Raw genomic sequence first — 20208 nt, 5'->3', positions numbered from 1 at the left:
GGGGTCGGGCTGGTCCTACCGGCGTGGGCCGGGCAGGGCCGGTCGGCTGGTGGTGCTCCAGCGCGGGACGCTGGGAACGGGGAGCGCGGCCGGGCGGCGGGATGAGACGGCTCGCTGCACGTCTAGCGGGGTGGGGGCCGGCGGTCCGGGCGGGAGGATTGGGGTGAGCTGGGCCATGCCCTTGATGTAGCTGAAGGTCTCCTGACGCCACCGGGGCAGCGGAGCCGGATCGGCGACGCACTCGGTGACGGCGGTGAGCAGGGCGACGGGGGTGTCGGTGCTGGCCGTGGCGTACCAGACGGGTCGGTCGATGGATTTGCCCGCCCACAGCTGCCAGCGGGCGTCCCGTGTCGTCAGCTCGGCTTCCGGATCGAGGTCGCCGGTGGTGAACTCCATTCCGGCGAGCCCGTCCGGGGCCTGGACGGCGAAGACGCCCCAGCGCGGGCGGTCGATCTCCCAGCCCTGTTTCAGGAGCGGGACGACGGCGAGGAAGGGATCGTGCTGGTCGATCCCGGAGACCGGCCGGGCGAGGTAGGCGTCCGGCCCCTGCTCGTACGCCGTAGCGAGGACGGTGGTGAACGCCTGGACGAACTCGGTGGGGACGCGGTCGTTGAAGCAGACGCCCCACGCCGGCGGGCCGAACGAGTCCTTGTAGGCGTTGATGCGCCAGAGCCCGTCGTCCTCGCCTTCGGGCAGGTAGCCCAGGCGCACGCGCCGGTCGGGAGCGCTCACGTACACGTTGGAGTCTGCGTCGTACCGCAGGTCCCAGCCGAGGTCGAGCAGCGGGGCGAGGGCGGGGTCGCCGGTCCCGGTGGTGGAGGCGAGGTGGCGCGGGGAGACGTAGACGTCGCCGTCGATGTCGCGGTGCGGGTCGGGCTGGTGGCTCATCGGTCCGTCCTCGTGGCGACGGTGATCTCGTCGGCGGCGGTGTCGAGGCGTTCGGTGACCTCGGCGGTGGTGCGGCCGGTGACGATGTAGAACCCGGCCCGGGCGGTGAACAGGTTGCCGTCGGGCGGCAGGAGGAGCTGCTCGCCGATCTCGCGGATCCACTGGATCTGCCGTAGCCACGGGGTGTGGGCGGCGAACGGCTGGTTGATGTGCCGTGCGGTGAGGGTGCCGGAGGCGTCCGGGTAGAGCATGCGGATGCCCGCGGCCCCGCTGCGGGTGGGGGTGAGGTCCGGCGCTCGGCCGCAGGCGAGGTCGGCTGCGGCCTTGGGCAGGTCGATGCCGGTGGCGAGGCGGACCAAGTGGCCGATCATGTCGCCGCCGATGCGCGCGTTGACCTCGATCAGCCGGGGCCGGCCGTCCACCAGACGCAGCTCGACGTGCTGCACGCCGTCGGTGATCCCCAGGGCCCGGACCGCAGCAGCGGCGGCCGGGGCGACCTGAGCCAGGAGCGGATCGGTGGCATCGACGGTGTGTCCGGTCTCGTCGAAGAACGGCTCGGCGCCCAGGTGCTTGCGGGTCACGGCGACCGCGGTGGTCTCGCCGCGGTGGGTGACGCATTCGACCGAGAATTCCGGCCCGTCGAGGTACTCCTCGACCAGGACGCCGGTGTCCTCGCGGCTGCGGCTCGCGCCGGCCGAGGCGAACGCGAACGCGGCGGGCAGCTCTTCGGGACGGTCGACGCGGATCACGCCGATGCTGCCGGCGAACGCGGCGGGCTTGATGACGGCGGGGTAGCCCAGCGTCATCGTCGCAAGGCCGGCCTCGAGCAGGGTTCGCGCCTTCATCGAGGCGGCCGAGGGTACCCCGTGGCGGGCGAACAGCGTGCGAGCGGTGGCCTTGTTGCGGCAGGCCCGCATCACCTCGACGGACGTCGAGGACAGACCCAGCGCTCGGGCGAGGCGGGCGGTGGGGGCGAGGTGCCACTCGTCCCAGGTGACCACGCCGGCGAGGTCGTGGCGCTCGGCCAGGGCCCGGCCGCCGGCGAGCAGTGCTGCGGGATCGGCCAGGTCGATGACGGCGTGGTCGACGATGAACGGCTTCTCCCACGACGGCTCGGTGCCGGTGAGTAGGACGACGTCGTACGCGGCGGCCACCTGCTCAAGGCAGTAGCCGCGATAGGTCTCGTCGCCGGGGGAAACGACGAGCACGAGGGGACGAGCGGACAAGAAGGGGTTCTCCGTATCGGTGGACGGCAGGGCGAGAAGAGAGCATGGGTGTCTCAGGCGGCACGGCGGCGGCGCAGCTCGAACGCCCCGGCCCAGTGGGGGTGGTCGTCGATCAGGCGGCGGGCGTAGAGGGCGGTGTAGTTGTTGTTCAGCCCGGCTACGCCGTACGGGAGTTGGCGGCGCAGGTCTTCGAAGAGGTCCTTGAGGCTGACCCGTGTGGCGCCGGCGGCCAGGCGGCGGGCGGCCATGCGTTCCAGGGCGCGGTAGACGTGCGGGTTGTGTGCGTCGAAGGCGTGGAACTGTTCGGTGATGGTGCGACCGGTCGCGCGGTGCGATCCGAGGACGGCGGTGGGCCTGAGGTCCTCCACAGGCTGGCAGTGGGGCAGGGTCAGGTGCGCAGAGCGGGATCGGTGCGCAGGCGTACGAAGGCGCAGAACAGGCCGAGGCCCTGCAGAGCGGCGCACGCGGTGATGACGTGGCTCAGCGCGTCGGGCGGGGTGAGAGCGGTGAGCACGCCGGCGACGGGGAAGGGCAGCAGGAGGATGAGGATGGTCGCCGACAGGGTGCTGCCGAACTTCTCCGGGGGAATCAGGCGGGAGCGCAGGGTGCGCAGGACGACGGTCATGCCGCCTTCGCCCGCCATGAGGATTGCGACCAGGACCAGGTAGGACAGGTAGTCGGGGGCTTGGGCGGCGGCGAGACAGGCGAGCGAGGCGAGGGCGGCGCAGGCGGCGCCGACTGGCCACAGGCCCAGGCGGTCCAGCGCGAACCGGCAGACGGTGACGGCCAAGAGGGTGGCCGCCGCAGCGGCGGACCAGACCAGGCCGACGGCAGTGGTGGACTGCCCGAAGTGCTGGACGACGATGACGGGGCCGGCCGCTTGGAGAAGCCCGGTGGCCAGGTTGGACAGGGTCAGCCCGGTCACGAGCCAGCCGAGCGCGGGAAGCGAGCGGATGGTGCGCCACCCGGTGAGGAGTCCGGGGCTGGACTGCCCCTTCGGCGCGCGGGCCGGAGCGACGGGCGAGGGGGGTGTGCGCAGGGCGAGCAGCGCGGCGAGAAGCGAGAGCACGGTGATCACCGCGAGCATCGGCGGTGGCCCGGCGAGCAGGAGTACCCCGGCGAGCGCTGGGCCGGCCAGGGTCGCGGTCTGGTCGATGCCGAGCAGGACGGCCTGGACGCGGTGGGCTCCCGCCCCCGCTCGGCGGCCGGCGGCGGCGCCGGCGGTCTCGGCCGCGATGTAGCTGAACTCGGTGAGCACGCCGGTCGTCGCCGCGAGCACCATGACGGTCGCGCTCGCGACGGTGCCGGACGGGCGGAGGTAGAGCAGGACCGCGCCGGCGGCGAGGGCCAGGGCGCGTCCGAGGGAGGCGAGGTGGAAGACGACGGCCGCCCCGCGCCGGTCGACGATGGATCCGGCCCACCCGAACGCCGCCAGCCTCGGTATCCATTCCAGGGCGAACGCGGCTCCCGTCAGCGCGGCGGAGCGAGTGGTCGCCAGGACCAGCAGCGGGATGCCGTAGGTGGACATCGCGGACGCGAGGGCGTCCGCCGTGCGCGGCAGGTAGATGCTGCGCATGAGCCCGGCGGTGTGGCGTGCATGCCGGGGTGTGACCGCTGCGCTCACACGACCGGCTCGGGCTCGGACACCCGGGTGGCCTGGGGGTTGCCGGCCAGCCACTGGATCAGCAGAGCGCGGGGACGGGCAAGGTCCGCCTCGGCGTCGGCGCTGGGCAGGTGCGCGGCGGACCGCGGTGAGAGGCCGTCGGCGCGCTCGGGCGCGAGCGAGGGCGCCAGGAGGTCGAGGACGTGGCGGATGCGGCTGCTGAACTCGCAGACCGGTGCCGGGTAGGCGTGGCGTCGTGCCCAGCGCGCCGCCGCGTCGTACAGGTCGGCCAACTCGGCTCCAGCGTCCGCGAGTTCCAGACCGGAGCCGGGTGCGGTCCGGACGAGACCGTAGGCGCGGGCCGCTTCGGCAGCGCGGCGCAGCTGGTGCGAGGAGAGGTCGGGGAGGGTGCCGGCCAGCCGTCGCGGCGGTATGGCCCCGTTGTCGTCGATCTCGGTGACCAGGCGGATCACGGAGCGCGAGGCCAGCAGCTCGACAGCGCGGCGTACTTCGGCAGAGGTGAAGCGGGTGGTCATCGGCGCGGCCCTCCCGCCGGGATGGCCGCCTTGGGACGGGCGGTCGTGGCGTGCGAGAAGAGATCGCGGTGGTGCCACGCCGGAGAGGGCTCACCCGTCCGGGCCCGCGGGAGGGCTGCGGGCGCCGGCCGGGACTGACTGCTCACCCATGGCCTCGGCGCGGGCTTCGCCTGCGGGTGCCCCCAGACCGGGTGGTGGGCCGCCTGGTTGAGGGGCTGCCCGGCGGACCACGCGGACAGGGCGCCGAGAACGGGGCCCAGGCCGTCGCCCGCCGCGGACAGCCGGTATGGCCGGCCCATGCCCTCGGTGTCGACCAGGCCGTCGTTCACCAGCTGCCGCAGCGGCGGGTACACGTTGGTCCAGTCGCTGTTGGGCATCACGATCCTGGCCAGGGCCCGGCCGCTGGCCTCCTCGCGGGACTTGAGCACCCACAGGATGGCGGCGGCGTGCCGCCGGGCGAGCAGGGTGAGGCTGTCCTCGATCTGCTCGATCGCGGGCAGCGTGCGGTCCGCCGTCTCCAGGTACTCCTCGGCCCAGGTGACGATCATCGGCAGGACCGGCAGCAGGGCTACGCCACGCTCGGTGTGGCCGTAGGTGACGTGCCGTGCGGTGTGTTCGGTGCGCTCGACGAGCCCGGCGTCGCACAGCGCCTTGAGCTTGGGGTGGAGCTGGCCGTTCTGCAGCCAGGACACCTTGGCCGCCAGCTCGCTGTAGCGCAGCGGCGGGCCGGAGAGTGCCAGCAGGATCCGGACGTTCCAGCGCGGGGTGATCATGGCGAGGGCCTCGGTGACCCGGGCTATGTCGGCGTCGGCGTCGGGAGGCAGAGCGGTGATGGCCAAGGGAGGAACTCCTGGGTGAGTAAGGGAAATCGCCTGCGGGTCAGCGGCTGTGGGCCGTGCTCTGGGCCGGAAGGGGCGGAGCCGGAACGGGCGGCGAGGGAGTCGGTGGGGACGGCGTGGGGGCCGGGACGCGGGCGAGGCTCTGCAGAACGGCGGCGGCCGACTTGGCCTGCACGTCGCGCACGGCGACTGCTTCGGCGAGCCGGCGTGCACCGTCGAGGAGGTGGGAGACCTCGTGGCGGCCGATCTGCCGCTCGGGGTGGATGAGCCGGGCGAGGTGGTCGCGGTGGACGTCGATGCTGCGCTCGGCGAGGGCGAGGTCGTCGTGCATGCCGAGCAGGGCGGAGAGCATGCCTGGCGGCTGGTCCTGGGCGTGGGCTTCGAGGTCGGCGAGCGGCGCGCCGTACAGGTCCTCGATCCGTCCGGCTATCTCGGTGGACGTGAGGTGGGACAAGCGGGGGCTTTCACGGTCGGCGGGCCCGGGCCGCCCCGGCACGCTGGGGTGCCGGGGCGGCGGACGGGGGCAGGGTTGCGGTGGCCCTGAGCTGCGTGGTGCGCACGGGCCGGGCCCTCTGGCCGGGTGGAGGCATGGTGCGCAGCAGCTCGCCGAGGGCTGCGCGGTAGCCGTCGCGGGCATCCAACGCCGCCTCCAACCACTGCGCGTCGAAGCGGAGCTTGTCCGCCGACAGCTCGCCCATGTCGCGGTCCGGATCCATGTCCGCGTGAACGCGGTCGCGGACGCGGGCGACCTGCTCCTCGGTCAGAGCCAGGAAGGAGCGCAGTTCCAGGACACGGGCGAGGGCGGGCGAGGCATCGGGGCCGGCAGCCGCCTCGCACAGCGCGGGGAGCAGATTCCCGAAAACCCTCTGCAAGTCGGCGTCCATGCTGCTGGCCTTGATCCGGCTCAACGGACGGGCCTTCCCGCCCGCCACGCCGACGCCGGCGCAGGTGTCCCCGGGGGTCGTTGGGGAGCGCTGGTCTGCACCGCCGGACCGGTTCGCGGGCGGAGGCGGGCGAGCCGTTCGGCGGCGCGATCCTTCTTGCCCGGAGCGTCCGGGTCGAGGAGCCACCGCACGACCATGGCCCGGCCGTCGCGTGCGGTGACGGCCGCGTTCACGCGGTGGGCGAGTCCCATCGTCGGGTCGTCGACCTCGCTGGGCTGGGTTTCCAGCGCGGCGAGGAGGTCGTCCTCCGCATGGTCGAGCACGGACTGCGCCTGGACGAGGAGGCCGTGCCACTTGACGACGTCGGTGGCGTCAGGGTTCGCGGCCGGCGCGGCACCGACTGCGGCCTTCAACTGATCCATGTCCATGGCGAAGCACGCTTCGATCCGTTCGGTGAGCACGCCCACGACATCCTCAGCGTCATCGGATATGCCGTCGGACAAAAGGGAGACTCCTGTTCTGGAAAGGCCGATGCCTGAGGAATGTGAGGGGCGGCCGTACCCGGCAGCTCAGCCGATTACGGGTACCGGCTGAATTCCTGTCAGTCCAGGCACATTCGGACGTCGCGGTAGACGTACGTGCCGGAGACCCAGCCCTTGACGCCGGTCGACTTGTCCGTGATGTAGAGCCAGTTGCCGCTCTTCTTGGCCACGCTGAACTTGTGGCTCTTGTAGAGCACGCCGAGCGCTGTGGACTTCGAGCTGTCCTTGGACCGGATGGTCACGGCCTTGGCGTGGACGGCGTACGGGAGCGGCGGGAGGTTCTGGCAGCTGACCGTGGGAACGGCCGTTGCCGCGGTGGGTACGGTCGCCGCGCTGGCGGTGGTGGCGGACAGCACTGGCAGAGCGAGTGCGCCGAGCATCGCTGCGGAGATGGCAATTCGGGTGGAGCGCATGCGGAAGAAACCTCCGTGAAGGCATAGGGATTGCGTGGAATGGCGCCGCGGAAGTTGTCCCGGCGGCTGTATAAGAGTCCGGAGAATCGCCGGTTTGGCTAACCGGCGATCGTCGGCTATGTTCCGGCGCCCGCGTCGGCCTTGGCGCTCAGCGCGAACGGCCGGGCGGGCGCGGAGCAGGGGCCTTCGCCACACCGGCCGGGCGGCTGGCTGCGGCTGCCGGGCGGACCGGCGGGAGAGGACCGACCTCGCCGGTAAGCCGGTCGTCGCACCACTGCCGGGCTTCGCCCACCGTGTCGAAGCCGCCCTCGCGCAGGGTGTGCGTCCACGCGTCGGTGTCGACCTCCTCGACAATGACGCGGAACGGGCTGGGGGCTCGCTCGTCCAGGGCGCGCAGGGCTACGACGGTGACCATGTCGTCCGGGTCGTCGGCGGTGTAGGAGTAGCCCATGGCGTAGTGGTCGCCGTCGCCCGCGAGGCGTCGCTCCAGCGCGCGAGTCACCTCGTCCGCCGGCGGTGGTCCCAGCTCCGGGTTGAGGCCGATGGCATCGTGCGGGCAGCCGCGGTGGATGAGCCAGGACTGCGCCATCGCGGGCAGTGGCAGCAGGGCCTGCTCGAAGTCGAACGTCTCCTTCTCCTGGTCCCGCTGTAGGTGAACGGCGACGTATTGCGGCATGCCTGGGTGCCCGTAGGTGGCGGTGCGGTCGAAGAGGACGCAGTAGCTGTGCGCGCCGTCGTGGTGATGGGCGAGGGGGACGAGCATGTCCTCGTGGACGCCGACCTTGCGGTAGAAGTCGAGGTATTTCTCCTCGTCGGCGTCGAAGTCGTCCAGCTCGAAGTCGACTTGGGGGATGGACTTCCGAGCCGGCGCCGGTTCGGTGGGAGACAACAAGGGCCTTTCGGAGGAGTTCAGCGCCGATGCGCCGGGGTGGACGGAGATGTGCCGGGTCGGGCCGGGACCTTCGGCGCCCGGGTCGTGGGCGCCCGGCGGGCGGCGAACAGCGCGGCCCGTCCAACGTCGGTGAGGGCGACTGGCTGGCCGGCGTGCACGGGGTGGTCGGTATCCCGGACGACCAGGCCGGCGTCCTCCAGACGCTGCAGCTTGGCGTGAGGGATGCGAGTGCCGGAGGCGACGGTGACGGACATCCGGCCCGTCAGCAGGTGCTCGTGCAGCTTGGCGCCGCCGGCGATGGCGAGCAGCGCCGCCTGGTCGTCCGTCGAGAGCTGCTTCACACCGGGCGCGGAGGCCGCCGCAGCGGCCTCGATGGGCTCCAGGGCACCGAGCACCTTCCGGGCAGCGGCATCCCGTGCGACGGTGGCCTCCTCCAGCTGGTCCACGGCGCGGTCGATACGCGTGAACAGGGCGTCATCGACAGGGAACTCGCCGCTGGACAGGCGGATGAGGAGGCGGAGGTAGAAGGTGACGCCGGTCTGGGTCTTGGCCAACTCGCGATGCTGGTCGACCAGGTGGGCATGTGGCTCGTCGAGGACACCGCGGTCGCGATAGGCCCACAGGGTGTCGATGTCGTGGCCGGTGACGGCTTCGAGGCGGTGGTCGAGCGGGGAGACCGCACGCCGGGCTGGTGTCGGCGCGGGTTCAGGGGACATAGGCGACGCTCCATGCGTTCAGCGGGTGTGATGGTGCGCGGGGTTCTGTGCGGGACGGGGCAGACCCGGCAGCGCGGTGGACGGTGGACCGGGCCGGGGCACGGGACCGCGGGTGGTCAGCTGCGGGGAGCGGGAGCGTGCTGCGTGGGTGCGGGCACTCAGCGGCCGGCGGGTCATCCCCAGGCGGCGGCCGACCTCGTCATAGACGTCGTTGCCCGCACGCGGCCGGACCGCGACGACGTGGATCTCCTTCTGGTACGCGGACTCCGCAGGCGCCGGGCGGACGCCGTAGACGACGCGCCAGTCCTTCCGGGAGTCCACGAACAGCTTCCGGAACCCCTCCAAGTCACCGTCGAGGCGCAGCCCGAAGCGCTGCGCGTTCACGACTTCCTGCAGGTAGGCGAGGGTGAGATCGCGGATATCGCCGGGAGCCTGCAGGAGATCGGTCAGCGCGCGCGGGTCGAAGCTCAAGCCGAAGCCGGGCTGTCCCTGTCCCGCAGTCATGACGTCGGCTCGTCCGGCTCGGCGGCCTCCGCCGTGGCCGCCGTCTCCGTACGCACGGACGGCGGCGGACCGGGCAGAAGACGGTGCGCCGGCCGCTCGGGGGAAGTCATACACGCCGACAGCGGCCCGCCCGGTGCGCGGATCGCCGCAACGGCGTGGGTGAGGAAGTCCCGGTGCCACACGAACAGACCGGAGAGTCCGGCTTCGGGGTCCTTGTGCTGCTGGTAGGCGAGCCACAGGGCGTGGAGCCAGGCCACGACGTCGTCGTGCTCCTGCCACTGCAGGCACCAGGGCGCCGCGGTGGTGACCTCCGCCCCGTACACCGGGAGGAAGAAGTCGTCGACCCAGTCCGACAGGGCGTCGAGTTCGTCTTCGCGTTCTTCCCCGTCGAGTTCCAGGATCGGGCGGGGCTCCGGCGGAGCGGCGGCAGGCGGCCCGCCGAGCCCCGGCATGCCGAACGCGGCGAACGGCGATCCGCCCGGCTCCGGGGCGGACGCGAGATGGTCGAGCTGCTGCGCCTGTTGCGCCGACTGCTCCATGAGCCGTCGGACGCTCGCCTCGATTCCCTCCAGCTGCGGATCGGGAATACGTACCGGCTCCAACTCCCCACCGTCAGACGGTTTTACGGATTCGGGCATGAAAAGTTCGGCCTCCTACGAGACGCGGAATGAGAGGAAGACGGAAACGCCGACGCCGGAGCGGCCAGCGAGTTGCAAGCCCGCTTCGTCGGATTGCCAACTAGGGCGCCGGTCGCCTTGACGGGAAGCGCGCTCGCGGCTCAGACGGTGAGAATCACGTCTTCTTGGGTGAGGGTCTCGCGGATCGTCTCGGTGAGCCGGTCGGCCGCAATCGACGCGTAGTGCTCGGTCTTCTCCACGCCGATGAAGTCCCTGCCTTCCAGCAGGGCGGCGACGCCCGTGGAGCCGGAGCCGGCACAGAAGTCGAGCACCGTGCCGCCCTCGGGGCTGATCTTGACCAACTCCCGCATCACGGAGACGGGCTTCTGGGTGATGTGCTGGCGCTTGGACCCCGACGGCTGCGAGGCGCTGTAGAGGCCGGGGAGATAGACCGGGTTCGCGGCGGCGTCAATCTTGCCCTTGGCTCCCCAGACGATGTACTCGCAGTCCTGGCGGAACTTGCCCTTCTGCGGCCTGGCCTGCGGCTTGTGCCAGGTCAGGATGCCCAGCCACAGCCATCCGGCGGCCTGGAAGGCATCCGTCGTAGCCGGCAGTTGGCGCCAGTCGGTGAACAGCAACGCTGTGCCGCCCGTCTTCGTCATGCGGTGCGCCTCGGTCATGATCTGGGTCAGCCAGAGCGTGTACGAGCGCTGATCCATGTTCTCGCCGGTGAAGTCCGGCAGGGCGTGCTGGGCGTCAGCGGAGGTGTACTTCTGCTTCGCGGAGCGGGTGGTGCGCTCCTTCGCGGTCCTACCGCCCGAGTTGTACGGCGGATCGGTAATGACGGAGTCGACGCAGCCGTCCGGAAGGCCGGCGAGAACACTGAGGGCGTCGCCCTGGTGCAGAGAAAAAGGCAAAGAGGAACCCCTATTCGGGTGCGGAGTCGCAGAGGGAATTAGCCGCCTCGCACAGAAGTCCTCGCGGGCCGGAAGTGGGCATGCAGAAGCCCAGGGCCGCAGACCGAGGAGGGCGAGGGGGAGTCCAAAAACTGTAGAGGCGAATCCGCCGACGACCAAGAAGTGCGTTGCTGAGGTGCCGGATTCCGATACCTCACGCCCACTTTTTGGTCAACCGCCGATCCGCGCCTACTGTTTTTGAACCGCCCGGCGCACACCGCCGCTGGCTACTTCCCGCCACATCTCACGGAGGTACCCCCTGCCCCGGCACACCTAGCTCACGGCCCGGCCACGCGGAGCGAGCGGCAACTCGCCCGCGCTGGCCCGTCCCGATCGCCCACCCCGGCCGCCGCGCCCTTCCAACACGCCTCGCGCACGCGGCATGCCGGACACCGCACCCCGAAGGACACGCTCATGACGTCTCGCCACCCACCCCTGCCCGGAAACGCTGACCGGCGAGCGATCCGCTCCGATTGAAGGCGCTCGCCGCCGGCATCGGCGTCGTCTTCCTCTCCCCAATCCTGATCGCCGGCACCGGCATGATGCTGGCCTCCTCCGCCGACGCCGTGCAGAGCAGCGGCTCCTTCAGCAGCTGCCTGACCGACATCGACACGGACAAGGTCGCCGAGCAGGTCACCAAGATCCTCGACGGCGCGTCCGGCAAGAACGTCCACATCGAGGGCCTTGATCTGCCCGCCGAGCAGGTCCCCAACGCCCAGACGATCGTGGCCGCCGGCCTCTCGCTCGACGTCCCCAAGAAGGGACAGATCGTCGCGCTCGCCACGGCGATGCAGGAGAGCCGGCTGCGCAACCTCAACTACGGCGACAGGGATTCCCTCGGCCTGTTCCAGCAACGTCCCTCTCAGGGATGGGGCAGCGCCCAGCAGATCCGCGACCCGGTCTACGCGAGCGAGCAGTTCTACAAGCACTTGCTCAAGGTCGACGGCTGGCAGCAGATGACCGTCACCCAGGCGGCACAGGCCGTCCAGAAATCCGGCCTCCCGGACGCGTACGCGCAGTGGGAGAACCTGGCCACCGCGCTGCAGGAGGCCATCGCCAAGACCTTCCCGGGCGGCGGCAACGACGGGGACGGCAAGGACGCGGACCAGGGCAAGCAATCGTCGACCAGTACGACCGGCTGCGCGCCGGGCCAGGACGGTTCCGGCTTCGGCCGCATCCCCGAGGGGAGCGTCCCGAAGGGCTACGCGATCCCCAAGGACGCCGACCCGAAGGCGCGCAAGGCCATCGAGTGGGCGATGCACCAGCTCGGCACGCTCTACCAGTGGGGCGGCTCCTGCACGAACTCGCATGGCCCTGACCCCATGGGCCGCTGCGACTGCTCCAGCCTGATGCAGCAGGCGTACGCGCATGTCGGCGTCACACTCACCCGCACCACGTACACGCAGGTCAATGAAGGCAAGGCGGTCTCGCCCGCCCAACTCAAGCCCGGTGACCTGATCTTCAGCCGCGGCAGCGCCGCACGGCCTGAGCACGTCGGCATGTACATGGGCGAGGGCCTCGTGATCGAGGCGCCGCGCACCACCAAGCCGGTCCGGATCACCCCGATCAAGGACTGGACGATTCTCGCCGCCCGCCGCGTCCTCTGACGCCGCCCCGCCCGGCACCGCTCCGGGCGGGCCGCTGCCGCGGCCACTTCCGCGCCCGGGCGCGCCTCCCCCTCCGCTTACCCCTTCCCGCCGGCCTCGCCTGGCCCGCGTATACAAGGAGCCCCGCCACACCTATGTCCGTCCCTCTCGCAGACCGCGTCATCCAGCTCGCCTACGACCCAGGAATCTCGCCCAAGGGTGGCGGATTGCCTGGCCTCGCCGTGCTGAAGAACGTCGTCAACAGCATCAACATGTTCGGGATCATCGCCGTCGTCGGCGCCCTCGCCGTCTCGCTCGGCGTATGGGCCTGGGGTCACCACACCGGTGGTCACCAGGCCGAGGCAAACGGGAAGAAGGGCGCCGTCGTGGCCGCGGGCGCCGCCCTCGGCTTGGGTGCTGCGAACGGCATCGTCGCGTTCTTCTCGGCCCTCGGGTCGCAGGTCCACTGATGCAGAAACGATTCCCCTCCTTTTCGCTGTCCTCGTACGGCGCGGGCTGGTCGGCCAACCGGCGCATCGCGATCGTCGCCTCTGCCGTCGCCGTCCTGCTCGCCATCGCCGGGATCGTCGCCCTGCTGACCGGCGGCGGCAACGGCCACCGGGCCCCGGACACTGCCGCGCCGGCCCCGACTGGCAGCCCGTCCTCCTCCGAGTCCGCCCCCATGCCTTCTTCCGGATCCGGTTCGGTGCCCAAGCCTCCGCAGATCGCCGAGCCGGTCGCCTACGCCAAGGCGGCGGCCCAGATGCTGTGGTCCTACGACACCCGCGACACCAACCGCGACCAGCAACTGGCCGGCATGCGCGCCTGGATGACCACCGAGACCACGTACGCAGACTGGGCCTCGGTCTCCGGCCAGGTGCCCGATCCGGTGCTGTGGTCACGGATGGCCGACCAGGACCAGCACGCCACCGCCAGCGTCACCGAGGGCCACTACCCCTCCGCGTTCAAGGCGGCCCTGGCCGACGACCCGTCCGCGATCACCGAGGCGTACATCTACGTCGTCACCGTCAACGGCAAGCAGACGCTCAGCTGGAAAGAGGGCGGCGGCGGAGCCGAGGAACGGGCCGTAACCCTCGCCGTGCAGTGCCGCCCGAACCACGACTGCACCCTGGCCGCCATCGCACCGATCGTCACGCAGTGACCCGCACCTGAGACAAGAAAGGAGGAGTAACTCCTCGTGGGTTTCTGTGATTTTCCCCTGGCAGACAAGCTGTGCGCCGTCGGCGACGCGGTGGATTTCGCCTCGGACCCCGGCAAGGCCATCGGTGACTGGATGGCGAAGTCCGCCGGTGAACTGGCAGCCGCCGCAGCCGATCTGGCCGCCGAGGCCATCAACACCACCACGAAGGTGGACCTCAACGCGACCTGGTTCGTCGACAACTACGAGATGCTGCTGCCACTGGGCCTGGTTCTGCTGGTCGCCACAATCTGCGCACAGCTGGTGCGGGCCGCCATCCGACGCGACGGACAAGCCCTGACACAAGCGTTCACCGGCACCATGAGCGGCGTCCTGTTCGCCTTCTGCGCCATCGCCTTCACCACGGTCGCCGTCGAAGTGGTCGACGCCGTCAGCGACGGCCTGTTCAAGACCGCGCACCTGAACATCGAGTCGGCCGTACGCCGCATCGTGAAGGTCAACCAGATCGGCGGCCTGGCCGGACTGGGCTGGCTCGTGCCAGTCGTCGCCGGCCTCGGCGCCGCCATCGGCGCCTTCCTCTACTGGTGCGTGATGATGGTCCGCAAGGTCGGCATCCTCGTCATGGTCACGCTGGCCGTCTTCGCCTCCGCCGGCGGCGGCTGGGAGGTCGCCCGGCGCTGGCGCAAGGGCTGGATCGAAGCCACCGCCACCCTCGTCGTCTCCAAGCTCGTGATGACCGTGATCTTCGTGCTCGGCATCGCCGCCATGGGCAAGACCGAGGCCAAGGACGGCATCGCCGCTCTGGCCGACGTCATGTCCGGCATCGTGATCATGATCCTGGTGTTGCTCTGCCCGTACGCCGTCTTCAAATTCGTGCACTGGGCAGCCGATGGCACCGACGGCGAGTCCATCCACCGGGCCGGCGGCGCCGGAGCGCAGATCGCCAAGGCACACGCCGAGAAGGCCGCCCGCAAGGCAGCCTCGGCTGCGGCCACCGCCGGAACCGGTGGCGCTGCCGCCGGAGCGGGGGCCGCGCCACAAGGCCCCGACGCCGGCGGGGGCGGTTTCCCTGGCGACGTCGCCGCCAACCCGACGGGTGGAGGCGGAGAGGGCAAGGAAGGTTCGCAGAGCGGCGGCACGGGCGTCTCGCCCGGTGGCGATGCCGTCAAGTCCGGTCTGGAGAAGGCCGTCCAGCCCGCACCGACGAGCGCGTCCGACGACACCAGCGGCCAGGTGGGCGGCAGCCCGGTGCCGGGCGGATCCGGCGCGAATGCCGCGTCCGGCCAAGGCGGCGGATGGCAGTCCGCTCCGCCGACCACAACCCCGCCGCCTCAGGGCGCACCGCCGTCCTCCGGCTCACAGGACGCCACGTCGAGCGGGTCGGCCTCACCGCCGCCGACCGGCCTCTGATCCCCTGCCCGACTCCCGGGGGCGGGATGTGCACGCCACCTCCCGCCCCCGGGTTCCACCCGCGCCTCCAGGACCCGCCCCTTGACTGATCTCTCCGTCGCCCCGGTCACGGTGAAATTCCCGCACCGGTCCCGCCGCGGCATCCTCCTCGGCCTCTCCCTGCCCCAACTCGTCCTCGTGTCCTGCACGCTGGCGCTGCTGCTAATGACGGTGGTCTCCACCGGACTGCTCGGCGCCGTCGCCCTGGCCCCGCTGTGGGCCACGTCCGGCGCCCTCGTCGCGATCCGCCGACACGGCCGCTCCCTCATCGACTGGGCGCCGATCGTCACCCGCTACGCACACCGCCGCCGAACCGGCCAGACCCTCTGGCTCGCCCGGCCCGTCACCCGCCCCAGGCAGGACGGCGTCCTCCACCTGCCCGGCACCGCCGCCTCTCTGAAAGTAGTCACCCCCGGCGACTCCGCCAACGGCGCAGCGGCCGTGCACGACCCGCACCAGCAGACCCTGACCGCCATCGCCCGCGTCAGCTCACGTGCCTTCGTCCTCCTCGACCCGGCCACCCAGAACCACCACGTGAGCAGCTGGGGACGCGCCCTGGCGGGCATCGCCCGCACCGGGCACGTCGCCACCGTCCAGGTGCTGGAACGCACCGTCCCCGACAGCGGCGACACCCTCACCCGCCACTGGACCCAGCAGGGACAGCCCCAGGCCCCCGTCGCCGGACAGATCTACTCCGAACTGGTCGCCTCGGCTGGCCCCGCCGCCGCACCGCACGAGACCTACCTCGCCATCTCCCTCGACCTCAAGGCCGCCCGACGCCTGATCTCGCAGGCCGGCGGAGGGCTGCCCGGGGCGTTCACCGTCATGGAGCAGACCACGGCCAGCATCGCGCAGGCCGCGCGCAACGCCGGGCTCACGGTCACCGGATGGCTGAGCGCTCGGGAGATCGCCGCCGTCATCCGCACCGCCTACGACCCGAAGGCGCTCGCCGCACTCCAGCAGTGGTCCGAGACCGGCCGCGCCGAAGCCGACCCCGCAGCCGCCGGGCCCGTCGTCCAGTACGAGGAGTACGACCGCCTCGCCACCGACAGCGCACGGCACGCGACGTACTGGGTGGAGAACTGGCCGCGCACCGAAATGGGAGCCGGGTTCCTGCACGGGCTCATGTTCACGGCCGGCGTGCGCCGCAGCCTCTCCCTTATATACGTGCCGCAGGGACTCGAGTCCGCGCTGCGCGACGTCCAGCGGAAGAAGGCCGCGATCATCGCCGACGCCAACGAACGCGCCCGCCGCGGGCAGGTCGATTCCGAAGAGGACTCAGTCGAGTACGCCGACGTCAAAACACGCGAACGCCAGCTGATCGCCGGGCACGCCGACGTGGCCCTGACCGGACTGGTCACCGTCACCGCCGAGACCGACGCCCTCCTGGACGCCGCCTGCGCACAGATCGAGACCCACGCAGTCACCTCCGGCGTCGACCTCCGACGGCTCAACTACCAGCAGTCGGACGCCTTCGCCCTCACCGCGCTCCCGCTCGCCCGAACCGCCCTGTGAGCCGCGCCCGTCCCCGCCGGCCAGCGCCGCCCGCGGCTCTTCGATCACCCGCGACGGACCACCCGTCATCGCCCCTGCCTCCTGGCAGGAAGGACCACAGCCCTTGACCTCTCGCACACCTCCGGACGACGCGCACCCCTACCTTCGCGCCGCCAGCGCCGGAGTACGCCACCACACCCGGGCCCTTGCACCGACGGACGCGCACCCACCCCTCCCGGCGGACCGCCTGCACCTCGACGTGCTGCACGCCCACCTCACCGCCCTGCACCAGCTCCTGGACCGGCTCGCCGACAACACCCGGCCACCTCACCCCGCCGCCGGCCGCCACCTCACCACCGCGCACACCCGCCTCTGGCAGGCCACCAGCGAGGTCCACTCCGCCTTCCACCTGCTGCCCAACAACACAGCAGCAGAAGCCGAGCCGAGCGCATGCCATCCAGAGCGGCTGCCCGAGGGACCGCCCGTACTCACAATCTGCCAGCGCCACCTCGCCGCCGGACACATCATCCGCCGCAAGACCACCCCCACCGACCTCCGCCCGCACACCACGGCCTGCGTGCGATGAGCCGCAGAAACGAGGGCCACCGATGAGCCACCGGCCCGCCCGTCGCGCACGCCGCGCGTCCGCCAGCCCGCTGTTCACCCCCCATGGCACCGACCGCGCCAGCCGCAAGGTCGCCCGTCGCCAGCTCGCCGAGGCCACCGCCAAGGCCCGCGCAGAAGCCAGCGCCCACCAGCCCGAGAGCACATCCGCCGAGCACGAGATGCCCGCCGCGCTCTACCCACCGAGCGGACGTCCCGGACCCGCCTCCGCGCGTAACAACCGGCTGAAGCTGCCCGCCCACCGCATGACGACGGCCGTGGCCGCCGGCGCGTACCCCTTCCTGGCCGAAGGCGGACTCGGCGCCGAGGGCATCTACATCGGGCGCGACGTCCACGCAGAAGCGTCCTTCGTCTTCGACCCGTTCGCCCTGTACGGCAAGGTCGAGGGATTCACCAACCCGAACCTCTTGCTCGCCGGGGTGATCGGCCAGGGCAAGAGCGCGCTCGCCAAGAGCTTCGCCCTGCGTTCGGTGGCCTTCGGATACCGCGTCTACGTGCCGTGCGACCCGAAGGGCGAGTGGACGCCGGTGGCGGAAGCCCTCGGCGGCCGGTCCGTCGCGCTCGGCCCCGGATTGCCCGGACGGCTGAACCCCCTGGACGCGGCCCCGCGCCCGGAGAGCGTCTCCGAGGCCGACTGGGTCGGCGAGATCCGCAAACGGCGCCTGCTCCTGCTCAGTTCCCTGGCCCGGACCGTCCTGGGCCGGGACCTGATGCCCATGGAGCACACCGCCCTGGACGTCGCCCTGGACGCCGTTGTCACCCGCGCCGTCGACACGGGCCGCACCCCGCTGCTCGGCGATGTCGCCGCCACCCTCAACAACCCGAGTGCGCTCGACGAGGCCGCCGGGATGATGTCGGGCCAACTCGGCGACGCCGCGCGCGACCTGGCCCACGCCATGCGACGCCTCGTCCACGGTGACCTGGCCGGCATGTTCGACGCCCCCTCCACCGTCGCCTTCGACCCGAACGCGCCGATGCTCACCATCGACCTCTCCCGGCTCGGCGGCTCCGGCGACGACACCGCCCTCGTCCTGGCGATGACCTGCGCCTCCGCCTGGATGGAATCCGCACTCTCCGATCCGAACGGCGGCCGGCGCTGGATCGTGTACGACGAGGCGTGGCGGTTGATGCGGCACGTCGGCCTGCTGCAGCGCATGCAGGCCCAGTGGAAGCTCTCCCGCGGCCTCGGCATCTCGAACCTCATGGTGATCCACCGGCTGTCCGACTTGCTCACCGCCGGCGACGCCGGATCGCAGGGCCGGGCTCTGGCCGAGGGCCTCCTCGCCGACTGCAGCACCCGGATCATCTACCGCCAGGAGACCGACCAGCTCCACGCCGCGGCCTCCCTGCTCGGCCTGACCTCCGTCGAGATGGATGCCATCGCGCACCTCAACCGAGGGCGTGGCCTGTGGAAAGTCGCCGGACGATCTTTCATCGTGCAGCACCTTCTGCACAGCCACGAGCTGGCGCTCTTCGACACCGACGCCCGCATGCACTGAACAGCAAGAGGCCGGTGAAACCCGACACCCAACGCGAATTGATACCGCGCGACGACGCTGTCCACCTTATCGGCGCGCTCAGCGCGATGAAGGGCAAACTGCTCGATGCCGCCCAGCAGTGGGAACTGCTGGACGAGAGCGGCCACGTCCCGGCCACGCCCTCCTACACCGCGCTGCTCCAGCACGCCGCCGACGCGCAGGACCTCTCCCGCGACGTCCTCCGGCTGACTGCCGACTGCGCCCGGAGCCCGCACAGCACGACCCGCGCCGGCAGTGCCGTCCTGGCCCATCTCGCCACGGCGGCCTCCATGTCGAGCGACGCAGCACCGCACTTCACCGAGACTGCGGAGAGCGCCCTGTCCCTGCCACGGTCCTCCCACCCGACCGACCGGCACTACCTCAAGAACCGCATGGTCATCGATCACGCGTCGGCGCGAGCGTTCTTGCGGCGCACGTCGGAATCTCTCCGCGACGCGGCCAAGGAACTCGACGACCACCTCGGCTTCCACCGCTTCCTCTCGACGCTCACCCCCCGGGAAACCCCGGCGCCCCCGCCGCCCAAGCCGAGCGGTCGCCACCGCTAGCCCACCTCGAAGAACCGTCACCAGTTCAAGGAGTCCCCTGAACCGCCCCGCTCATCTCAGCGAAGCCGACTGGGCCGAGTACCAGCGCTGCCAGGCCGAGCACGATGGCCTCATGGCGCAGGTCGCCGAACGCGAAGCCCAGATGGAACACGACCTGATCGCCTCCTACGACGAGTACGAATTCGACTTCACCCCGGTTCCGGAGCCTTGCCCGGCCCACCGGACACCACCGCCGCACCGCACGCCCGTCTCCCGCAGGAGGAGCCGTGGGCGCTGACGACGAAAACATCCGTGCCGGCGACCGCACGGCTCCACTCGCTCCGCTTCCCGACCATCGCAATGTGGCCACCCCGTGGTGGCAGGAGCTGTGGCGCCGCCACGCGCACATCACCACGCCACTGCGGCAGCGTGGGCTGGAGTGCGACATCGAGTTCGGCCTCAGCGCGTACATCGTGCCCGTATCGCTCCCCGACGAAAGCTACTTGATCATCAGTCCGCCGCAGGAGCCCTCCTCCGACCGCCCATTGGGGCATCCGGAGGGCTGGATCGCGACGCGTGAGCACCCGGACGACCAGGCGCTGTTCGAGGTCGTCTACGACTCGGCTCCCTCTGCTGACCCTGATGCTCCCCAGCGGCCCGAAGCTCGCCACGGCGGCAGCGCCGAGCCTCTGATCGAGGCGATCGACTATCGCCTCAGCCAGCTCGGGCTGCTGCCGAATCCCGCCACATCGACCGGAGACCGGAGCGCGCTCCCTGCTACGCCGATACTCCACGCGCCCGAGGCCCCGGACGTCCCCGACTCCGCCGGCCGCGCCTCCGTCTACGTCTACGGCGACGCGCTCCGCGCTCTGACCGACCGGCTCAACGGAGCCGAGTCGCATGCGGAGGCCGCTGCCTTCCTGCACCAGATCCTGGAGCCCTGCCACGGCCTGCTGGCACAGCTCGGGGAGTTCTTCGAAGCGGCCGGGGAGAAGGCCAAGGAAGCCGAGGAGGACGACGGCTTCGACCTGTCCTACGACCTCGCTGACGCCGCCGCCGTGATCCGCAACCTCGGAGAGGTGCTGCACGTGGCCGAGGACCGGATGCGGGCACTGACCCCGCTCCTGCCGGCCCTGCGGCTCACGTCCGCCCCGGTGCGTCCGCCGTCCCTTCCCCCGCGAGCCCTCCCGCCGGCACAGCCGCGGCACACGCGCTGAC

At 71.2% G+C, this 20208-nt stretch carries 25 protein-coding genes; 10 read left to right on the top strand and 15 right to left on the bottom strand.

The features are described 5' to 3' along the window. Window positions 1-15: 15 nt before the first annotated feature. The 15 genes from OG199_RS35835 to OG199_RS35765 all read right to left on the bottom strand — a co-directional run bounded on the left by OG199_RS35835 (window position 16) and on the right by OG199_RS35765 (window position 10577). Window positions 16-888 carry a DUF317 domain-containing protein gene (locus OG199_RS35835; RefSeq protein ID WP_405832968.1) on the bottom strand — a complete coding sequence of 291 codons (873 nt, stop codon included), beginning with the start codon at window positions 886-888 and terminating at the stop codon, window positions 16-18. Beyond that, window positions 885-2114, bottom strand: coding sequence for an ATP-grasp domain-containing protein (locus tag OG199_RS35830; protein WP_405832966.1), 1230 nt, complete (start codon window positions 2112-2114; stop codon window positions 885-887). Before OG199_RS35830 ends, OG199_RS35835 begins: the two co-directional genes overlap by 4 nt. A gap of 53 nt (window positions 2115-2167) precedes the next feature. Further along, window positions 2168-2482 (bottom strand): hypothetical protein, encoded by a 315-nt coding sequence (locus tag OG199_RS35825; protein WP_405832964.1) that lies wholly within the window; start codon window positions 2480-2482, stop codon window positions 2168-2170. A gap of 20 nt (window positions 2483-2502) precedes the next feature. Further along, window positions 2503-3738 carry an MFS transporter gene (locus OG199_RS35820; RefSeq protein WP_277312397.1) on the bottom strand — a complete coding sequence of 412 codons (1236 nt, stop codon included), beginning with the start codon at window positions 3736-3738 and terminating at the stop codon, window positions 2503-2505. Then, window positions 3735-4253, bottom strand: a complete 519-nt coding sequence (locus tag OG199_RS35815) for a regulator (RefSeq protein ID WP_405832962.1) — start codon at window positions 4251-4253, stop codon at window positions 3735-3737. Before OG199_RS35815 ends, OG199_RS35820 begins: the two co-directional genes overlap by 4 nt. Further along, entirely contained in the window at window positions 4250-5092 is an 843-nt protein-coding gene (locus OG199_RS35810; RefSeq protein ID WP_405832960.1) for a winged helix-turn-helix transcriptional regulator, read from the bottom strand. Before OG199_RS35810 ends, OG199_RS35815 begins: the two co-directional genes overlap by 4 nt. A gap of 40 nt (window positions 5093-5132) precedes the next feature. Continuing rightward, window positions 5133-5546, bottom strand: coding sequence for a hypothetical protein (locus OG199_RS35805; RefSeq protein WP_326746040.1), 414 nt, complete (start codon window positions 5544-5546; stop codon window positions 5133-5135). A 10-nt stretch (window positions 5547-5556) separates the two neighbouring features. Then, a complete protein-coding gene (locus OG199_RS35800) occupies window positions 5557-6000 on the bottom strand; it encodes a hypothetical protein (protein ID WP_405832959.1) in 444 nt (147 codons plus the stop codon). Then, complete coding sequence (locus tag OG199_RS35795) at window positions 5997-6479, bottom strand: hypothetical protein (RefSeq protein WP_405832957.1); 483 nt, start codon at window positions 6477-6479, stop codon at window positions 5997-5999. Before OG199_RS35795 ends, OG199_RS35800 begins: the two co-directional genes overlap by 4 nt. A 98-nt stretch (window positions 6480-6577) precedes the next feature. Further along, window positions 6578-6898: an SH3 domain-containing protein gene (locus OG199_RS35790; RefSeq protein ID WP_207316816.1), complete on the bottom strand. Its 321-nt coding sequence runs from the start codon at window positions 6896-6898 to the stop codon at window positions 6578-6580. A gap of 181 nt (window positions 6899-7079) precedes the next feature. Next, the gene (locus OG199_RS35785; RefSeq protein WP_207316812.1) at window positions 7080-7823 is read right to left on the bottom strand and encodes a hypothetical protein; all 744 of its coding nucleotides are present in this window, start codon (window positions 7821-7823) and stop codon (window positions 7080-7082) included. A gap of 17 nt (window positions 7824-7840) precedes the next feature. Next, window positions 7841-8539 carry a hypothetical protein gene (locus OG199_RS35780; RefSeq protein ID WP_207316813.1) on the bottom strand — a complete coding sequence of 233 codons (699 nt, stop codon included), beginning with the start codon at window positions 8537-8539 and terminating at the stop codon, window positions 7841-7843. An 18-nt stretch (window positions 8540-8557) separates the two neighbouring features. Beyond that, entirely contained in the window at window positions 8558-9043 is a 486-nt protein-coding gene (locus OG199_RS35775; protein WP_207316814.1) for a hypothetical protein, read from the bottom strand. Beyond that, entirely contained in the window at window positions 9040-9582 is a 543-nt protein-coding gene (locus OG199_RS35770; protein WP_207316817.1) for a DUF4913 domain-containing protein, read from the bottom strand. Before OG199_RS35770 ends, OG199_RS35775 begins: the two co-directional genes overlap by 4 nt. Before the next feature lie 239 nt (window positions 9583-9821). Next, entirely contained in the window at window positions 9822-10577 is a 756-nt protein-coding gene (locus OG199_RS35765; RefSeq protein WP_207316815.1) for a site-specific DNA-methyltransferase, read from the bottom strand. Window positions 10578-11089: 512 nt separating this feature from the next. Between OG199_RS35765 and OG199_RS35760 the strand changes: the two genes are divergently transcribed. The 10 genes from OG199_RS35760 (at window position 11090) to OG199_RS35715 (ending at window position 20207) form a co-directional block, all read left to right on the top strand. Then, window positions 11090-12223, top strand: coding sequence for a C40 family peptidase (locus tag OG199_RS35760; RefSeq protein WP_277312388.1), 1134 nt, complete (start codon window positions 11090-11092; stop codon window positions 12221-12223). A gap of 134 nt (window positions 12224-12357) precedes the next feature. Next, window positions 12358-12672, top strand: coding sequence for a DUF6112 family protein (locus OG199_RS35755; RefSeq protein ID WP_277312387.1), 315 nt, complete (start codon window positions 12358-12360; stop codon window positions 12670-12672). Continuing rightward, window positions 12672-13364 carry a hypothetical protein gene (locus OG199_RS35750; RefSeq protein WP_277312386.1) on the top strand — a complete coding sequence of 231 codons (693 nt, stop codon included), beginning with the start codon at window positions 12672-12674 and terminating at the stop codon, window positions 13362-13364. Before OG199_RS35755 ends, OG199_RS35750 begins: the two co-directional genes overlap by 1 nt. A 36-nt stretch (window positions 13365-13400) precedes the next feature. Next, window positions 13401-14771, top strand: coding sequence for an ATP-binding protein (locus tag OG199_RS35745; RefSeq protein WP_405832954.1), 1371 nt, complete (start codon window positions 13401-13403; stop codon window positions 14769-14771). Between the two features lie 81 nt (window positions 14772-14852). Continuing rightward, window positions 14853-16325, top strand: a complete 1473-nt coding sequence (locus OG199_RS35740; protein ID WP_405832952.1) for an SCO6880 family protein — start codon at window positions 14853-14855, stop codon at window positions 16323-16325. Window positions 16326-16428: 103 nt separating this feature from the next. Further along, window positions 16429-16890, top strand: a complete 462-nt coding sequence (locus OG199_RS35735) for a DUF6238 family protein (protein ID WP_405832950.1) — start codon at window positions 16429-16431, stop codon at window positions 16888-16890. Window positions 16891-16912: 22 nt separating this feature from the next. Continuing rightward, window positions 16913-18427: a VirB4 family type IV secretion system protein gene (locus OG199_RS35730; protein WP_277312382.1), complete on the top strand. Its 1515-nt coding sequence runs from the start codon at window positions 16913-16915 to the stop codon at window positions 18425-18427. 14 nt (window positions 18428-18441) lie between these two features. Continuing rightward, complete coding sequence (locus OG199_RS35725; RefSeq protein ID WP_405832948.1) at window positions 18442-19011, top strand: hypothetical protein; 570 nt, start codon at window positions 18442-18444, stop codon at window positions 19009-19011. Window positions 19012-19123: 112 nt separating this feature from the next. Next, on the top strand, window positions 19124-19288 hold the full coding sequence (locus tag OG199_RS35720; RefSeq protein ID WP_277312380.1) for a hypothetical protein: 165 nt from the start codon (window positions 19124-19126) through the stop codon (window positions 19286-19288). Beyond that, on the top strand, window positions 19278-20207 hold the full coding sequence (locus OG199_RS35715; RefSeq protein ID WP_405832946.1) for a hypothetical protein: 930 nt from the start codon (window positions 19278-19280) through the stop codon (window positions 20205-20207). The genes OG199_RS35720 and OG199_RS35715 overlap by 11 nt, the downstream gene beginning before the upstream one ends. Window position 20208 lies beyond the last annotated feature (1 nt).

Origin of the sequence: Streptomyces sp. NBC_01176 (assembly GCF_045039825.1) — a bacterium.
Classification (GTDB): domain Bacteria; phylum Actinomycetota; class Actinomycetes; order Streptomycetales; family Streptomycetaceae; genus Streptomyces.
Note: the sequence above shows the minus strand (reverse complement) of the source record. Positions and strands in the feature narration are given on the sequence as shown.

Bases quoted from the DNA above. Each gene is read 5' to 3' on its own strand.
- OG199_RS35755 (WP_277312387.1), top strand. From the start codon at position 12,358: ATGTCCGTCCCTCTCGCAGACCGCGTCATCCAGCTCGCCTACGACCCA.
- OG199_RS35750 (WP_277312386.1), top strand. From the start codon at position 12,672: ATGCAGAAACGATTCCCCTCCTTTTCGCTGTCCTCGTACGGCGCGGGC.
- OG199_RS35780 (WP_207316813.1), bottom strand. From the start codon at position 8,539: ATGTCCCCTGAACCCGCGCCGACACCAGCCCGGCGTGCGGTCTCCCCG.
- OG199_RS35720 (WP_277312380.1), top strand. From the start codon at position 19,124: ATGGCGCAGGTCGCCGAACGCGAAGCCCAGATGGAACACGACCTGATC.
- OG199_RS35815 (WP_405832962.1), bottom strand. From the start codon at position 4,253: ATGACCACCCGCTTCACCTCTGCCGAAGTACGCCGCGCTGTCGAGCTG.
- OG199_RS35770 (WP_207316817.1), bottom strand. From the start codon at position 9,582: ATGGAGCAGTCGGCGCAACAGGCGCAGCAGCTCGACCATCTCGCGTCC.
- OG199_RS35775 (WP_207316814.1), bottom strand. From the start codon at position 9,043: ATGACTGCGGGACAGGGACAGCCCGGCTTCGGCTTGAGCTTCGACCCG.
- OG199_RS35790 (WP_207316816.1), bottom strand. From the start codon at position 6,898: ATGCTCGGCGCACTCGCTCTGCCAGTGCTGTCCGCCACCACCGCCAGC.
- OG199_RS35835 (WP_405832968.1), bottom strand. From the start codon at position 888: ATGAGCCACCAGCCCGACCCGCACCGCGACATCGACGGCGACGTCTAC.
- OG199_RS35730 (WP_277312382.1), top strand. From the start codon at position 16,913: ATGAGCCACCGGCCCGCCCGTCGCGCACGCCGCGCGTCCGCCAGCCCG.